Raw genomic sequence first — 15,329 nt, 5'->3', positions numbered from 1 at the left:
GTTACACCTTGAAATTTTTAAGTCAAATTTTTTAAAAAATTTTTTTCAAGTGTAGTTCATACTCGTTTAGATATTTTTCCACTTGAGGATTTTTTACCACATCATTACACATAAAAGTTGGTAAAGCTTTCATACCTATAAATTCATGAGCCTTATGCAAATGCCAATACACCATATCCACACCCTTTCCTTCAAAAAATTCATTTTTATCATTAAAGGCTTCAAGAGGTGCATTCCAAGTGAGAGAAAACATGTATTTTTTACCATGATCTAAACCACCTTTTCCGTAGTTTTTACTAGGATTTTCATGAGTTCTTCCATCATTTTTAAAAAGCACTCCAGCACCCAAACCAAACACTTCATCGATATATTTTTTAACTATCCAAGGCTCGCCCATCCACCAAGCTGGCATTTGATAGATCACAGCATCAGCTTTTATAAATTTTTGTATCTCTTCTTTAGGATCATATCCTTGATCTATGTGAGTTTGATCTACTTCATATCCTAGTGTTTTTAAAATTTCTAAAGCATGATTATGCAATGTCAAATTAAGCTGTCCTTTTGAACTTCCAAATTCTTTAGCACCATTAAGCAAGAGTATATTTTTCATTTTTATCCTTTTTTAAATTTATGATACAATTATAACTTAACATGATGTCATTTTCAATACAGGAAATAAAGTAAGATACTATACTAAAGGAATGTTAAATGACTAAAGAGAATTCTCAGTGCAATTTCGAAGAATGTGGATTTAACTATACTCTAGCATTAATTAATGGAAAATATAAAATGAATATTTTATACTGCTTATTTCGCTATGAAATCGTGCGTTATAATGAACTCAAACGCTTTTTAAGCTCCATATCTTTAAAACTTTAACCAATACCTTAAGAGAACTAGAAAACGATGGTTTAATTATCAGAAAAGAATACGCTCAAATTCCACCCAAGGTAGAATATAGCTTATCCAAACGCGGACAAAGTTTAATTCCTATCTTACAAGCAATGTGCGATTGGGAAGAAGAAAATAAAAAATTACAAGGAAAATAAATGATAAAAACTATAAAAATTTTAGCATTTTTAGCCATTTTTGCATTTGCTTTAAGTATTGCTTTATGCTTTTATTTATTTTTTGATTATTTTATAGAAGAAAGAAATATTATTATTTTGACATTGATTTTTATAAGTATGATTTGTGGAATTTTACTCTATTTTTTAAGTATTATTTTGCTTTCTTTCAAACTTAAAAGCATAAGCTTTGCTTTAATTTTTTTAGGATTTTTATTTTGTGTTTTAGCAAGTTTTGGTTTTTATCAATGTTATATAGAATATAATAATTTTTATTTTCACAAACAAAAGGAAAATTAGCATTTTATTTTTGTGCATTTTTTACCATTCTTGCTTTTATTTTAGGCTATTTTCATTTTAAAATAATGGCTAAAATTAGTTCTTGGAACGAGTTTTTATTTGTATATAAATTTTTTATGGTGGCTTTGATTGTAAGTTATTTTAACGCCTTTTTTGGCTTTTTTATGTTGGGCGCTAGTGCGATTTTGCTTTTCATTTCTTGGTATAAATTCAAGACTCTTAAAGAGTCTTGAATTTACTCATCTCTCATATCAATGACATAGCGAAATTTAGCCTTTCCTGAGGTTAAATTTTCATAAGCCTTATCGATTTCTTGTGGAGTGATAAGTTCGGTTTCTGGATAAATTTCGTGTTTTAAAGAAAAATCAAGCATTTCTTGAGTTTCAGCAATACCGCCAATTAGCGAGCCATAAATCTTCTTACCTGCCTTATGTACAAGCTCGTTTATGCCTATATTTACCTTATCTTCCACAGGAGGTAAGCCAACTATAGCCATTTCGCCACCAAATTTAAGTAAATCCAAATAAACAGCAGGATTATAAGGCGTTGGAATGGTTGAGATGATTAAATCAAAGCGTTCTTTTACGGCGTTTTTATCGCAGCTTGTGTAAAATGAATTTACACCCATAGCCAAAGCATCGGCTTTTTTGTTTTCATTTCTAGCAAAAACGCTAACCTTTGCACCCATTTTAACAGCGTATTTTACAGCCATCATACCAAGTCCGCCAAAGCCTGCTATAGCAACGCTTGAGCCTTCTTTTATCTTAGAAAATTTTAAAGGCGAGTAAGTGGTAATGCCCGCACAAAGCAAAGGTGCAACCTTATCCATCGGTACATTTTTTGGCACACAAATGGCAAATTTTTCACTTACAACTATGTTGTTTGAGTAGCCTCCATAAGTGTTTTCATTGCCGTGAAATACATCGCAACTATTGTAAGTAAAGATGGTTTTGCCATTTTCGCAAAACTGCTCTTGTGAGCGTTTGCAAGCATCGCACTCACCACATGAATTTACCATACAACCAACCCCTGCGTAATCTCCTACTTTAAATTTACTCACATTTTTACCCACAGCGATAACTTCTCCTGCTATCTCATGCCCAGGCACGCAAGGATAAGTAGCTTCTCCCCACTCGCTTCTTGCGGTGTGAATATCGCTATGACAAATGCCTGCATATAGGATTTTAATCAAAATATCATTATCGCCAATAGCGTGGCGGCTAAATTCAAAGGGTGTGAATTTCGCATCCTTGCTAAGCATTGCATAGCCTTTACTTGCAATGCGATTGTTTTCTAAAATTTTGTATTGCATTTTTGCTCCTTTTTTGATTTTTTATAATTATAAAACATTAGAGTAGCTATAAGTCAAGAGTGAAAATAATTTTTTTAAAAAACTAGTATAAATGCTATAATTTTTCACTTTGGGGTAAAAATGCAAAATTTGTATTCAGAAGATGATACTAGAGTAAAATTTATAGATGCAAAGCTTTATAATAGTTCTTGGTATGAAGAAAATATAAAAAGAAATTATTATTTTACAGATGGTAGAAAGCTTTTAGGTGGTAAAAGAGCACAAAGAAAATTTGCAGATTATTTGCTTAGATATGAAGGAAACAACCTTGCTATAATAGAAGCTAAAAAATTTAGTAAAGATCCTTTAGATGGTTTATCTCAAGGCATAGAATATGCAAAAATTTTAAATGTGCCTTTTGTATATAGTAGCAATGGAGAAAAAATTTATGAATACGATATAAGAAGTCATAGTGGTAAATATATAGATAAATTCCCAAGTCCTAAAGAGCTTTTTGATAGGATTTATGGCAATGTCAAAGAATGGCAATACAGGCTTTTAACCCAAAATGTTATGTATATTCCGCAAAAAGAATTAAGATATTATCAAAAAATAGCAATAGATAAAGTCATAGAAGCTATTATAAATAACAAAAATAGAATTTTACTCACTCTTGCTACAGGTACAGGAAAAACAACCATAGCTTTTAATTTGTGCTATCGTTTGTTAGAGGCAAGATGGAATAAAGAAAACAAAGATCAAAAGCCTAAAATACTATTTTTATGTGATAGAGTGAGCTTAAGAGATCAAGCCTTAGGAGAATTTAATCCTATAGAAAGTGATTGTAAGGCAATTAGTGCCGAAGAAATAAAGAAAAATGATGGAAAAATCATAACAAATGCAAATATTTTCTTTGGAATTTATCAAAGCTTAGCCGCAAATTCAAAAGAACAAGAAAACATCCAAGAAGAACAAGAGAGCAAATTTTATCTTCAATACCCAAAAGATTTTTTTGATCTTATCATCATAGATGAGTGCCACAGAGGTGGAGCAAACGAAGAAGGAAGCTGGAGAGCTGTGCTTGAGTATTTTTCTTATGCGACTCAGCTTGGTTTAACCGCTACTCCAAAAAAAGAAGAAAATATAGACACTTATGAGTATTTTGGTGAGAGTGTTTATGATTATAGTCTTAAAAGTGGTATTGAAGATGGATTTTTAACCCCTTATAAAGTCAAACTCATAAAAACAACTTTGAGTGATGGTTATACCTATAATCCTGATGATTTGATACAAGGTGAGCTTGAAAAAGGCTTTTATAAACAAAGTGAATTTGAAAGAAATATCTTTTTACCAAACTATAATGACTTTATCGCTAAGAAAATTTTAGAGCTTATAAATCCTATGGATAAAACCATAATTTTTTGTGCAAATCAAGCTCATGCAAATGAAGTAAAAAGGGCTATAGATAAATATAAAAGCGTTAAAAGAGATGATTATTGTGTAAGAGTTACGAGTGATGAAGGTAAAATAGGGCTTGATTATTTAAAATTGTTTCAAGATAATGATAAAAGCTATCCTGTCATACTTACTAGCTCTAAAATGCTCACAACTGGAGTGGATGCAAAAAATGTGCGAAATATAGTATTGCTAGCAAATATAGGTTCTATGGTGGAATTTAAGCAAATCATCGGGCGTGGCACTAGGGTTTATGAAGGCAAAGACTTTTTTACCATACTTGATTTTGTCGGTGCGACTAAGCTTTTTTATGATCCAAAATGGGATGGTGAAAAAATAGAAGAATTAAAAGAGCAAGATGAAAAAGAAAAAATCACTAAAGAGCATATAAAACAAACAAAAGAAGAAAGCAAAGAAAAAAAGAGCGTAACCATACACTTAAAAGGTACAAAACTTAAGATTTTAGATATCACAACTACTTATGTAGGAGCACAAGGTAAGCCACTTAGCACTAAGGAGTTTTTGGAATTTTTGATAGGAAAGCTTGGTGAGTATTATGATGATGAAGCAAAATTGCGTGAAATTTGGAGTGATCAAAAAAATAGAGAAAGATTTTTAAAAGCCCTTGCAAATGATGGAGTAGATGAAGATGCTTTAAAAGATCTAAGAGAAATTTTTCAAAAAGATTGTGATATATACGATGTTTTAGCGCATTTAAGCTTTAATGCCGAGATAAAAACAAGGCAAGAGCGTGTTTTACAAGTAGAAAATGGTGAGTTTTTAAAACGCTTTCAAAAAGAAAAGGCTATAAAATTTATAGAATTTTTACTCGGTAGATATCAGCAATACGGCATAAAAGACTTTGATGATGGCTTAAAACCACTTATAGAACTTAGTTCTTTGGGTAATGTAAGAGAATTGGCCGATGAATTTGGTGGCTTAGAAATTCTAAAACAAAGTTTTGATGATTTACAAAAGGAGATTTATGCGAGGTAAAAAATGAAAATTTTAAAATTTAATGAAATAAATTTTGGCTCTTATAAAAATTTTAAATGGGGTAATAATCTTGAAGAATTTAAAACAATTAATATTTTTTATGGTAGAAATTATTCAGGTAAAACTACACTTTCAAGGATAGCTAGAAGTTTTGAGCTTAAAAAACATAATGAAGATTTTTTGGATGGAAATTTTAAAATAAAATTAGAAGATGGTAATTTTTTAACCCAAAATGATGTTATAAAATCTAATCTAGATATTAGGGTTTATAATAGTGATTTTGTAAAGGAAAACTTAAATTATTTATATGATAAAAAAGGAAATATAAAAGGTTTTAAAAGCATAGGGGAGGAGCAAAAAAATATAAAAGAAATAATTGAAAAAAGAGAAGAAATTTTAGCAAAAAGAAATGAGAAGTTAAAAAACATACAAATAAATCAAGATGATATTTCTAAAAAACAACAAGATAAAATAAAAACTTTAAATGAAAATCTTACAAATAAAGCTAAAGTTATAAAAAGTAGTTCAAATTTGACAAAACAAGGTAATGACTATAATAAGAAAAATTTAGAAAAAGATTTAATTGTAATTAAAAATGATGTAAATATCTATATTCTTAACGATGAAACACAAAATAAACTTGTAAAAATCTTAGAAGACAAAGAAAAGCAAAATATAAATTTTACAATTAATTTTAATAAAAATAATTTTCAAAATATTTTAAAACATTCATCAGAAATTCTTGAAAAAAAAATTATCATTAAAGAAAATTTAACAAGCGAATTAAGACAATGGCTAGAAGAAGGTTTAAAATTTCATAAAGAGCATTCATCTACACAGCAATGTAAATTTTGCAACAACCCATTAACACTAGAAAGAATAGTTTGGATTGAAAATAACATAAAAGATGATAGTGGAGAAAAAGAAAAAATTGAAAAAGAATTAAAATATTTATTAGATAATTTTGAAAATTATAAATTAGAATTAAAAAATTTATTACAAGATGTTAAAAATGAAAATTTTTATTCTAATTATAAAGATAGTTTTATTGCCCTAAAAGAACAACTAGGAGTAAGTATTGCGAATTATAATAAAGAGATATTGAAAATAGAGAAAAAAATAAAAGAAAAACAAAAAGATGTTTTTACTCCCATAAAGTTAGAAAATATTAATGATTTTTCAAATGAGATATTTTTAACATTAAACCAAATTGAAAATTTATGCAAAGAAAATGATGAATACACAGAAAAATTATTAGCAAATCAAAATGAAGCAAGAGAAAGATTAAGACTGAATGAAGTAGCAAAGTTTGCTAAAGATAGCGATTATCTTGCCAAACAAGATGAAGTTGAAATTCTACAACAAAATATAAATATTTTAGAGGAAAGTATTAAAACACAAGACAACAAAATAAACCTTTTAAATAAAAGAATAGAAAATTATAAGACAAAGCTTAGTAATCTAGAAACTTCTACAAGCAATATAAATAAATATTTAAAATCATATTTTGGACACAATTTATTAGAATTAAAAGCAAAAAAAGATGATAATGGGCAATTAAATGGAGAATTTGAAATTTTAAGAAATGGCAAACAAGCTAAAAATTTAAGTGAGGGTGAGTGTAGTTTGGTAGCCTTTTGCTATTTTGTGGCAAGTTTGGAAGATGCAAAAACTAAAGATAAAAATCCTATAATATGGATAGACGACCCTATCTCTAGCCTAGATAACAATCATATATTTTTTATATTTTCTGTGATAGAGAATGAAATAGTAAGAAAAAATTCTTTTGAGCAATTTTTTATATCTACGCATAATTTAGATTTTTTAAAATATATAAAAAGATTAAAGAAAAGCAAATCCAAACAAAGCAAAAATGATGAAAAAGAGTATGATTTTCCACAATACTATTTTATTGAAAAAAGTGTCAAAGAAAGTATGGAAACAAGTGAAGTTAAAAAATTACCTAAATGTTTAGAGAAATATACAACAGAATTTAATTATCTTTTTGAACAAATTTATAATTTTAAAAATATTGATGATATAGATAATGAAGATTTAAAAACTTCTCTTGTTTATAATTTTGGAAATAATTTAAGAAAATTTCTTGAGATTTATTTATTTTTTAAATATCCAAATAATTTTGAGAGTTTAGATAAAGAATTAATCGAAAGATTTTTTAATGATACATATCAAAGTGATAAAATTGATGAAAATCATCAAAAAATGGTAGCAAGTATTATAAATAGGTATCAAAATGAATACTCACATTTAAGAGAGATACTTAGCAGAGGAATGCAACCTATTGATATAGAAGAAAGCAAAAAAATAGCTAAATTTATTTTAGAAACAATAAAACAAAATGATAAACAACAATATAAAGCGTTAGTTAAAAGTATAGGTAAATAAATAGAAAAAGGCAATAAAATGACAAATTTACCGCAGGGTTGGGAAGTCAAAAAGCTTGGTGAGATAGGTTTTTTTATAAGGGGCGTTTCTTACAAAAAAGAGCAATTATTATCCATAAAAGATGAAAAGTCCGTGTATTTATTGAGAGCAAATAATATTCAAAATGAATTAATTTTAGATGATTTGCAAATAATCCCCAAAGAATTAGCGGTTGATAAGATTATTCAAAACAATGATATATTATTTGCGATGAGTAGCGGAAGTAAACATATTGTTGGAAAAAATATACTTTTAAATGATTTAAATGACTTTACCTTCGGAGTTTTTTGTGGATTATTTAGAATTAATAATTTAAATATTTCTCATAAATTTTTAGCTTTTTATTTAAAAAGTAGTTTTTATAAAAATTATATTTTGAATATTTCTAAAGGTTCTAATATAAATAATTTAAGATTTGCTGATTTAGAAAATTTACAAATCCCCTTACCACCACTAGAAGAGCAAGAAAGGATAGTGGGGATTTTGGATTTTGCTTTTAGTAAGATTGATGAAAATATCAAAAAAGCAAAAGAAAATTTAGCAAATATTGATGAGCTTATGCAAAGTGCTTTGCAAAAAGTCTTTAATCCACTTAACGATAATACTAAAGAAAATTATCAACTCCCGCAATTTTGGGAATGGAAAAGCCTAAATTCTGTTGTTTTAAAAACTTCAAATGTTAATCCTTGTGATTTTAATGATGATAAATTTTATTATATAGACATATCTTCTATTGATAATAAAAATTTTTGTATTTGTAGTATAAAAAATATCGACAAGCAATATGCACCTAGTAGAGCAAGGAAAGATGTATTATATGGAGATATTTTATATGCCACTACAAGACCTAATTTAAAAAATATAGCTATAAATTATTATAACTTTAATAATATCGTAGGTTCAACTGGATTTTGTGTTTTAAGGGCTAATGAAAATTTAAATAATAAATATTTATTTTTCTTTTTACTAAGTGATATTTTTGATAATTATATAAGCAAATTTATTAGAGGAGCACAATATCCATCTGTTTCTGATAAAGATATTTTTAATTCTAAAATCCCGCTACCACCACTCAAAGAGCAAGAGCAAATCGCAAAGCATTTAGATTTTGTCTTTGAAAAGGCAAAGGCTTTAAAAGAGCTTTACACCAAAGAGCTAAAAGATTATGAAGAGCTTAAGCAATCCTTACTTGATAAGGCTTTTAAGGGAGAATTATAATGTTAAAAAAATTTGCCAAATTTTAACACATTGGCTTGATATGTTAAAAATTTTTGATTTTTTTAACATATTGCAGTTCAAAAACAAAAATAAAAAATAAAACTAGACTTTGATAAAACTATTTTAAAAGCTTTAAAGGGAGAAAATGCAAAACAAAATCGATAAAATCACAGATATTTTAAGAAGAGATGATGGTATAAGCGGTGCTATGCACTATACAGAGCAGATTGGCTGGATACTTTTTTTAAAATTTTTAGATGATTATGAGACAAATTTAAAAGATTTAGCGTTTTTAGATGGCAAAGATTATAAAAGCATTTTGCAAGAAAAATTTAGCTGGAGTGTTTGGGCAGCGCCTAAAAAAGATGGCAAACTTGATGTAAAAAATGCTTTAAGTGGATCGGATTTGCTTGAATTTGTAAATAAAGAGCTTTTCCCTTATCTTAAAAATTTTAAAAATAATGATGATTTTAAAAGTATAGAGTATAAAATCGGTGGAATTTTTGAATTTATAGACAATCGCATAGCAAATGGACATACTTTAAGAGAAGTGATAAATATCATTGATGAGATTAGTTTTAATAAAGAAGATGAAGTATTTGCCTTAGGTGAAGTTTATGAAAAACTTTTAAAAGATATGGGTAGCGATGGTGGAAATAGTGGAGAATTTTATACTCCGCGTCCTTTGATAAAGGCTATGGTGGAAGTAATAAATCCTAAACCAAAAGAAAGAATTTATGATCCTTCTTGTGGTAGTTGTGGATTTTTAGTTGAGAGTTTTTTACATATTTTATATAAAGACAGAACCAAAGGCAAAAAAGCAAATTTAAGCGTAGAAGAGCTTGAATTTTTAAAAAATGATGCTCTTTTTGGTAAAGAAAAAACTCCGCTTAGCTATGCAATGGGCGTTATGAATATGATATTACATGAAATTTCAAGTCCAAATATCATAAAAACAAATACTTTAAGTAAAAAAATAACAGATATAACAGAAAAAGATAAATACGAAGTAATACTTGCAAATCCACCTTTTGGTGGCAAAGAAAAAGAACAAATTCAAGAAAATTTTCCTATAAAATCAAATGCTACTGAACTTTTATTTTTACAGCACATTTTAAAATCTTTAAAAAACAACGGAAGATGTGCGATCATCGTGCCTGAAGGTGTGCTTTTTCAAAATTCAAATGCCTTTGTGAGTGTAAAAAAAGATTTACTAGATGATTTTAATTTAGAATGCGTTTTGAGTTTGCCAAGTGGGGTATTTTTGCCTTATAGTGCTGTTAAGACTAATGTGCTTTTTTTCTCTAAAGGTAAAAAATGTATTTGTGAAGGCGATGGAGTTTATTACTACGAGCTTATACCACCTTACAAACTTACTAAAAATAAGCCTTTAGAATACGCACATTTTAAAGAATTTCTAAAGTGCTACAAAGAAAGAAAAATCACTGCTAATTCTTGGCTTGTTAGCAAAAAAGAGCTTGAAGAAAGAAATTATGATTTAAGTGCTAAAAATCCAAATGTAAAAGAAGAAAAAATCCTAAGAACTAGTGAAGAGATTTTAAATTCTTTAGAAGAAAATCTAAAAATACAACAAGAATATCTAAATGAGCTTAAAAGCATACTAAAATGATTGCAAGTTTTTTGATAAAAACTAATTTACAAATAACTTCTAACTCAATTGACAATAAATATTTATTGCTTGCATTCTACTTTTTAATATCATCAAGCAAATTTAGGACATTTAAAGCCTTTGGATAACCGATATATGGAATAAGAGCTGCAATGATATTTAGCAAATCTTTTCTACTTTGCCCCATGTTAAGATTGCCTTGTATGTGGGCTTTTACTTGATTGTCTAGCCCACCAAGTGAGATAAGATATACAAGGGTTAAAAGCTCCCTAGTTTTTAGATCAAGTCCTGTGCGTGTATAGTAGTCTCCAAAACAATTCGCACTCAAAAAATCATTTATAAAAACTTTATCTTCTGGGGTAGATTCTATCATTTTAGTGATATTGGCTTCACCAAAAATAGCATTTTGTATTTCCCTGCCTTTTATTTTGCGATTTTCTTGCGTAGTAGTGCCTTGTGGAGTTAAAACTAAGGCGATATTTAGTTTTTTAAATACTTTATTACAAAGACTTAAAAAATCACATACCCTAGCAAAACCCACATAAGGCGTAGCTTGATAAATCACTTCTTTGATGGCAATAGGACTTATATCGTTCTTGATTGCACCTTGAAGTAAAGCTTTAAATTCCATTTTTCCACCCACTGCTAAAGTAGAAGCAAGGGTGATTAAAAAATATTTTTGTGTATCCAAATTTGCTTTTACAAAACTCTCTCCAAAAGTAAAATTTATGTGATTGATAAAATACTCTTTATCACTTGCAAAAAGTTGATCCTTTTTTACTCCTAAGAGTTTTTCAAAAATTTCTCTTGCTTTTTGTCTTAATTGCATGGTTTTATCCTTTGTAGTTTTTAAAGTTTATAAAAAAAGAGCATTTAAAATACTCCAAAAACATAAAAGTTTTTGTTTTATTTACAAATTTCTTTTACTCTCTTGCTTCTTTTAAGGCATTTTCATATTCTTCATCGCTTACAAGCTCAAGCCATTCTACATTTTTACCCTCTTTTTCGCCTGTAAGTGCTATGTGTGCTCCACTACTTGTATTAGTTGCACCATGAAAATGCTTTACTCCTATAGGACAGCTTATCACATCGCCTTTTTTAGCTATAAAGGCTTTTTGGCCTGGAACTTTTGTGATGATTTCACCCTCTGTTACGATTAAGGTTTGTCCTTGAGGATGAGTATGCCACGCACTTCTAGCACTGGCTTCAAATTCAACCAAAGCCCCACTAAAATTTCTCCACTCATTTGATTTAAACATCATAGAAACTTTTACATTTTTGCTAAAAAATTTACTATCGCCTTTAAAACTTCCATGAATTCCTGCTTTTTCTAATTCTTGCATTTTACCTCCTTTTTTAGTATTATAAAACATGAGAGCTACTCTAAGTCAATAAAAATTTAAAATCTTAATTTCATTTTTTCTATCCTACTTCTTACAAAAATCATGATAATTCCTAAAATCAACAAAACAATAGTATTTACGATAATATAACGCGTATCACTTAAAGAGATCACAAGCCCACAAATAGCAGTTCCTATACTAAGACCTATATTTGCAACGCTAATAAAAAGCCCATTGGTAAAATCTTTGGCTTTAGGGAAAGGATGGCTTATTAAAAAATGAGTTCCATTATTCATCACGCCGCCTAAAACACCTAAAATAAAAGCTAGAATCATTAAAATAGTATTTTTGGAATAAAAATTAAAAATCAACACATAAAACGCTATCATAAACAAAAGTGTAAAAATCAAATTAAATTTGACATTTTTTATAAGCAATTTTGGTGCAAGATTATTACCTATGATATTTGCAAAGCCATAAACAGCAAGGATAATGCTGATTAAATCAAAATCTATTTTCGCAATACTTAACAAAAAATCTTAAAAATAAGAATAAAATCCCCAAATTCCAGCATTAATACAAACAACACAAAGCACACTTATCCATAAAAGCGGATATCTTAAAATGAGTAGTTGTTTGCCTATTTTGACTTTATTTTCTTTTTTGAAATTTGGTACTAAAAATAAAGTGGCTACAAAGGATAAAAGATTTAAAAACACGAACAATAGCATTGAAATTTCAAAACCAAATTTTCCGCCTAAATAACTAGTTAGCGGCACTCCTAAAACCATACCTGCACTCACAGCTACAAAAATTTTACCTACATTTTTTGGAATATCTTTTTTATCTAGGGCTAAATTTGCAGCCATACTTAAAACTAAGGCTATATAAATAGGGTGAAAAAATGCAGGAATAGCTCTAAAAACTAAAAGTTGCCAAAACTCATTCACAAAAGCACCAACTAAGGAGCTTAAAATAAATACTAAAAGACAAATAAGCATAAGTTTTTTAGGATTAAAATTTGCACAAAGCAATGGAACAATAGGAGCACAAAAAGTAATTACTAATGCAAAAACACTCACGCTCCAACCCGCATCTGAAATACTTACACTGAAATTTTGAGAAACAATAGGAATTATACCCATCATCCCTAGTTCTGTGCTCAAAATCCCAAATACCCCTAAACAAAATACTAGAATAATTTGAGCATTTGAAGCTTTATTTAAATTTTTCATTTTATCCTTTCAATTAATATTTTTAAAAGTATAAAAGATGAGAGTAGGTCTAAGTCAATAACCTAAAATAAAAATATTTATCTATATTAAATAAAATCTTTCATAAAAGTGGTGAATTTAAAATCTTTAGAAAAATTTGAAACTTCAAAATAAGCATTTAAAAGAAATAAAAGATACCTTAAAAGCATAAGGCATCTTTATTTATAGGCTTATTACTCCAATGCGTGTGTTTTCATAGCAAGAATTAAGCACTATGTCTATCATAGCACTAGCATAATCACTGCAGCTTATTTTACTCAAACAAATGTTTAAAATAAAAATTTTTATTTTTATTTGTTATGATTATTTTAGGCACGGCTACATCTTTTGGAATTTTTATTAATTTAATTTAAGGAAATAAAATGCAAAAATTTTTAACCATTATTTCAGCAATCAATGATGAAAGTAGGGTTTTGATTTTGTATCATCTTTTAAGATACAAAGAACTTTGTGTTTGTGATTTACAAGAGCTTTTAAACATGGGCCAATCAAGACTTTCAAGACATTTAAAAATTTTAAAAGATGCGGTTTTATATGTAAGGCGTCAAGGAACTTGGGCGTATTATGGGATTAATAATGAGTTTTTAAACTGCATTTAGATCTTTTTGAAAATATCAAAAATTTAGAACTTAAAAATGCTATTAAAAAAATAAAAATATTATTACCCAAATTTGTCCTTAATATAAAATCAACCCTTAAACTTATGCAATTTATCACAAGGTTGATAGTCCTTGCTTTCTGGGTTAAACCCATCGACTTCATTTGCAAGCATTTCTTCATAAATTTTTATCTTTTTGCTTAAAACTTTTTCACTTTCTTTTAATGTTTTAATCTGGTTTTGTAATTTTTTCTTTGTTTGTTTTAACATCTCTTGTCTTTCTTTGGCAGTTTTTATACCCAAAGAGCAAAGTTTTATATAATGTTTGATTTGTTCTATTGGCATACCTGAAATTCTAAGCCATTCTATCCATTTTGCCCATTCTATATCGCTTTTTGAAAAATATTTCACACTATTTTCATCTTTTTGAACAAAAGGAAACAAACCCTTTTTAGCCCAAAATCTTAAAGTATGAGCACTAATTTTTGTTTCTTTTTCTACCTCTTTTATAGTATAAGCCATATTTTCTCTTTTTTAAGATAAAAATAAAAATTTATTTTATTTTTTTGTGATAAAATAATAGCCAAATTATTAGTTTTATGCTAAAAATAACAAAGATTAAAAGGAAAATAATGAATAGTATTAAAATCAAACTTTCCCTCATTGCAAATTTAATTGCAATTTTTGCCTTAATTGTTCTAGGTATTGTAAGTTTTTATTTTACAAAAACCTCACTACATGAAAGCACTCTTAAAAATCAAACTGATCTACTTAAAGTCACACAATCTACCGTTGAAAATTTCCGTTCCACAAATCAATCTTTTGCTAGAGCTTTAGAAAAAGATATCGCGAACTTACCTTATCAATCTTTAGTCACTGAAGAAAATATTATTAACAATGTTGGTCCGATATTGAAATATTATCGTCATAGCATAAATGCACTAAATGTTTATTTAGGTTTAAACAATGGAAAAGTTTTACTTAGTCAAGAGTCTAATGATGCAAAAATGCCTGAATTGCATGATGATTTAGATATAAAGACAAAAGATTGGTATCAAGAAGCTTTAAAAACAAATGATATTTTTGTTACACCAGCATATTTAGATACAATTTTAAAACAATATGTAATAACATATTCTAAAGCTATTTATAAAGATGGCAAAATCATAGGAGTACTGGGTATCGATATACCATCAGAAGATTTGCAAAATTTAGTTGCAAAAACTCCTGGAAATACTTTTTTATTTGATCAAAAAAATAAAATATTTGCAGCAACCAATAAAGAATTATTAAACCCATCCATTGATCATTCTCCTGTTCTAAATGCATATAAAACACATGGAGACTATAACTTTTTTACTTATGGATTAGACGGCAAAGAAAGACTTGGAACTTGTGCTAAAGTCTTTGCTTATACAGCTTGTATTACCGAAAGTGCTGATATTATAAATAAACCTATTCATAAAGCTGCATTTATTCAAGCCATTGTTGTCATTATTGTAGTAGTATTTAGCGTAATCCTCCTTTATTTCATCGTATCAAAATACCTCTCCCCACTTGCAGCTATCCAAACAGGTTTAAATTCATTCTTTGATTTTATCAATCATAAAACAAAAAATATTTCTACTATAGAAGTAAAAAGCAATGATGAATTTGGGCAAATCTCAAATGCTATCAATGAAAACATCCTTGCTACTAAAAAAGGTTTAGAA

11 protein-coding genes and 5 pseudogenes are annotated in these 15,329 nt (G+C 28.1%); 9 read left to right on the top strand and 7 right to left on the bottom strand.

Annotation, left to right across the window (positions count from 1 at the left end; genetic code table 11):
- Positions 1–31 precede the first annotated feature (31 nt).
- Positions 32–610 (bottom strand): NAD(P)H-dependent oxidoreductase, encoded by a 579-nt coding sequence (locus ELQ04_RS05925; protein ID WP_002867872.1) that lies wholly within the window; start codon positions 608–610, stop codon positions 32–34.
- Positions 611–708: 98 nt separating this feature from the next.
- Here ELQ04_RS05925 and ELQ04_RS05920 point away from each other — a divergent pair.
- Together ELQ04_RS05920 and ELQ04_RS08765 are read left to right on the top strand one after the other, a co-directional pair.
- Positions 709–1,049, top strand: a pseudogene (locus ELQ04_RS05920) (helix-turn-helix domain-containing protein).
- Positions 1,050–1,367 carry a hypothetical protein gene (locus ELQ04_RS08765; RefSeq protein WP_173405421.1) on the top strand — a complete coding sequence of 106 codons (318 nt, stop codon included), beginning with the start codon at positions 1,050–1,052 and terminating at the stop codon, positions 1,365–1,367. It abuts the pseudogene before it with no gap.
- Between the two features lie 235 nt (positions 1,368–1,602).
- Here the strand turns inward: ELQ04_RS08765 and ELQ04_RS05910 are convergent, their stop codons facing one another.
- A complete protein-coding gene (locus ELQ04_RS05910; protein WP_044778267.1) occupies positions 1,603–2,679 on the bottom strand; it encodes an NAD(P)-dependent alcohol dehydrogenase in 1,077 nt (358 codons plus the stop codon).
- A 120-nt stretch (positions 2,680–2,799) separates the two neighbouring features.
- Here ELQ04_RS05910 and ELQ04_RS05905 point away from each other — a divergent pair, with 120 nt between their 5' ends.
- The 4 genes from ELQ04_RS05905 to ELQ04_RS05890 all read left to right on the top strand — a co-directional run bounded on the left by ELQ04_RS05905 (position 2,800) and on the right by ELQ04_RS05890 (position 10,402).
- On the top strand, positions 2,800–5,109 hold the full coding sequence (locus ELQ04_RS05905) for a type I restriction endonuclease subunit R (RefSeq protein ID WP_044778266.1): 2,310 nt from the start codon (positions 2,800–2,802) through the stop codon (positions 5,107–5,109).
- Positions 5,110–5,112: 3 nt separating this feature from the next.
- Entirely contained in the window at positions 5,113–7,515 is a 2,403-nt protein-coding gene (locus ELQ04_RS05900; RefSeq protein WP_044778265.1) for an AAA family ATPase, read from the top strand.
- Positions 7,516–7,533: 18 nt separating this feature from the next.
- Positions 7,534–8,772, top strand: coding sequence for a restriction endonuclease subunit S (locus tag ELQ04_RS05895; protein ID WP_044778264.1), 1,239 nt, complete (start codon positions 7,534–7,536; stop codon positions 8,770–8,772).
- Between the two features lie 145 nt (positions 8,773–8,917).
- Positions 8,918–10,402: a class I SAM-dependent DNA methyltransferase gene (locus ELQ04_RS05890; protein WP_044778263.1), complete on the top strand. Its 1,485-nt coding sequence runs from the start codon at positions 8,918–8,920 to the stop codon at positions 10,400–10,402.
- A gap of 76 nt (positions 10,403–10,478) precedes the next feature.
- On the opposite strand, the gene ELQ04_RS05885 is transcribed toward ELQ04_RS05890, so the two are convergent.
- The 4 genes and pseudogenes from ELQ04_RS05885 to ELQ04_RS05870 all read right to left on the bottom strand — a co-directional run.
- Entirely contained in the window at positions 10,479–11,231 is a 753-nt protein-coding gene (locus ELQ04_RS05885; protein WP_044778262.1) for a carboxymuconolactone decarboxylase family protein, read from the bottom strand.
- A 94-nt stretch (positions 11,232–11,325) separates the two neighbouring features.
- Positions 11,326–11,745, bottom strand: coding sequence for a cupin domain-containing protein (locus tag ELQ04_RS05880; RefSeq protein WP_002855515.1), 420 nt, complete (start codon positions 11,743–11,745; stop codon positions 11,326–11,328).
- A gap of 56 nt (positions 11,746–11,801) precedes the next feature.
- Positions 11,802–12,980: pseudogene (locus ELQ04_RS05875) on the bottom strand (MFS transporter).
- Positions 12,981–13,181: 201 nt separating this feature from the next.
- A pseudogene (locus tag ELQ04_RS05870) lies at positions 13,182–13,277 on the bottom strand (NAD(P)-dependent oxidoreductase); the annotation flags it as partial.
- On the opposite strand from ELQ04_RS05870, the pseudogene ELQ04_RS05865 reads away from it, so the two are divergent.
- A pseudogene (locus tag ELQ04_RS05865) lies at positions 13,258–13,372 on the top strand (permease); the annotation flags it as partial. The pseudogenes ELQ04_RS05870 and ELQ04_RS05865 sit on opposite strands and share 20 nt — an antisense overlap.
- A gap of 9 nt (positions 13,373–13,381) precedes the next feature.
- Positions 13,382–13,650: pseudogene (locus tag ELQ04_RS05860) on the top strand (metalloregulator ArsR/SmtB family transcription factor); the annotation flags it as partial.
- Positions 13,651–13,707: 57 nt separating this feature from the next.
- Here ELQ04_RS05860 and ELQ04_RS05855 read toward each other — a convergent pair.
- Complete coding sequence (locus ELQ04_RS05855) at positions 13,708–14,139, bottom strand: MerR family transcriptional regulator (protein WP_002936848.1); 432 nt, start codon at positions 14,137–14,139, stop codon at positions 13,708–13,710.
- 77 nt (positions 14,140–14,216) lie between these two features.
- Between ELQ04_RS05855 and ELQ04_RS05850 the strand changes: the two genes are divergently transcribed.
- Positions 14,217–15,329: cache domain-containing protein (locus tag ELQ04_RS05850; protein ID WP_208359023.1), on the top strand; the 1,113-nt coding region annotated here is incomplete at its 3' end.

Source organism: Campylobacter sp. CH278, assembly GCF_004378845.1.
Lineage (GTDB): Bacteria > Campylobacterota > Campylobacteria > Campylobacterales > Campylobacteraceae > Campylobacter_D > Campylobacter_D jejuni.
This window is presented reverse-complemented; position numbering and strand designations above follow the sequence as displayed.

Bases quoted from the DNA above. Each gene is read 5' to 3' on its own strand.
- ELQ04_RS05925 (WP_002867872.1), bottom strand. From the start codon at position 610: ATGAAAAATATACTCTTGCTTAATGGTGCTAAAGAATTTGGAAGTTCA.
- ELQ04_RS08765 (WP_173405421.1), top strand. From the start codon at position 1,050: ATGATAAAAACTATAAAAATTTTAGCATTTTTAGCCATTTTTGCATTT.
- ELQ04_RS05910 (WP_044778267.1), bottom strand. From the start codon at position 2,679: ATGCAATACAAAATTTTAGAAAACAATCGCATTGCAAGTAAAGGCTAT.
- ELQ04_RS05905 (WP_044778266.1), top strand. From the start codon at position 2,800: ATGCAAAATTTGTATTCAGAAGATGATACTAGAGTAAAATTTATAGAT.
- ELQ04_RS05900 (WP_044778265.1), top strand. From the start codon at position 5,113: ATGAAAATTTTAAAATTTAATGAAATAAATTTTGGCTCTTATAAAAAT.
- ELQ04_RS05895 (WP_044778264.1), top strand. From the start codon at position 7,534: ATGACAAATTTACCGCAGGGTTGGGAAGTCAAAAAGCTTGGTGAGATA.
- ELQ04_RS05890 (WP_044778263.1), top strand. From the start codon at position 8,918: ATGCAAAACAAAATCGATAAAATCACAGATATTTTAAGAAGAGATGAT.
- ELQ04_RS05885 (WP_044778262.1), bottom strand. From the start codon at position 11,231: ATGCAATTAAGACAAAAAGCAAGAGAAATTTTTGAAAAACTCTTAGGA.
- ELQ04_RS05880 (WP_002855515.1), bottom strand. From the start codon at position 11,745: ATGCAAGAATTAGAAAAAGCAGGAATTCATGGAAGTTTTAAAGGCGAT.
- ELQ04_RS05855 (WP_002936848.1), bottom strand. From the start codon at position 14,139: ATGGCTTATACTATAAAAGAGGTAGAAAAAGAAACAAAAATTAGTGCT.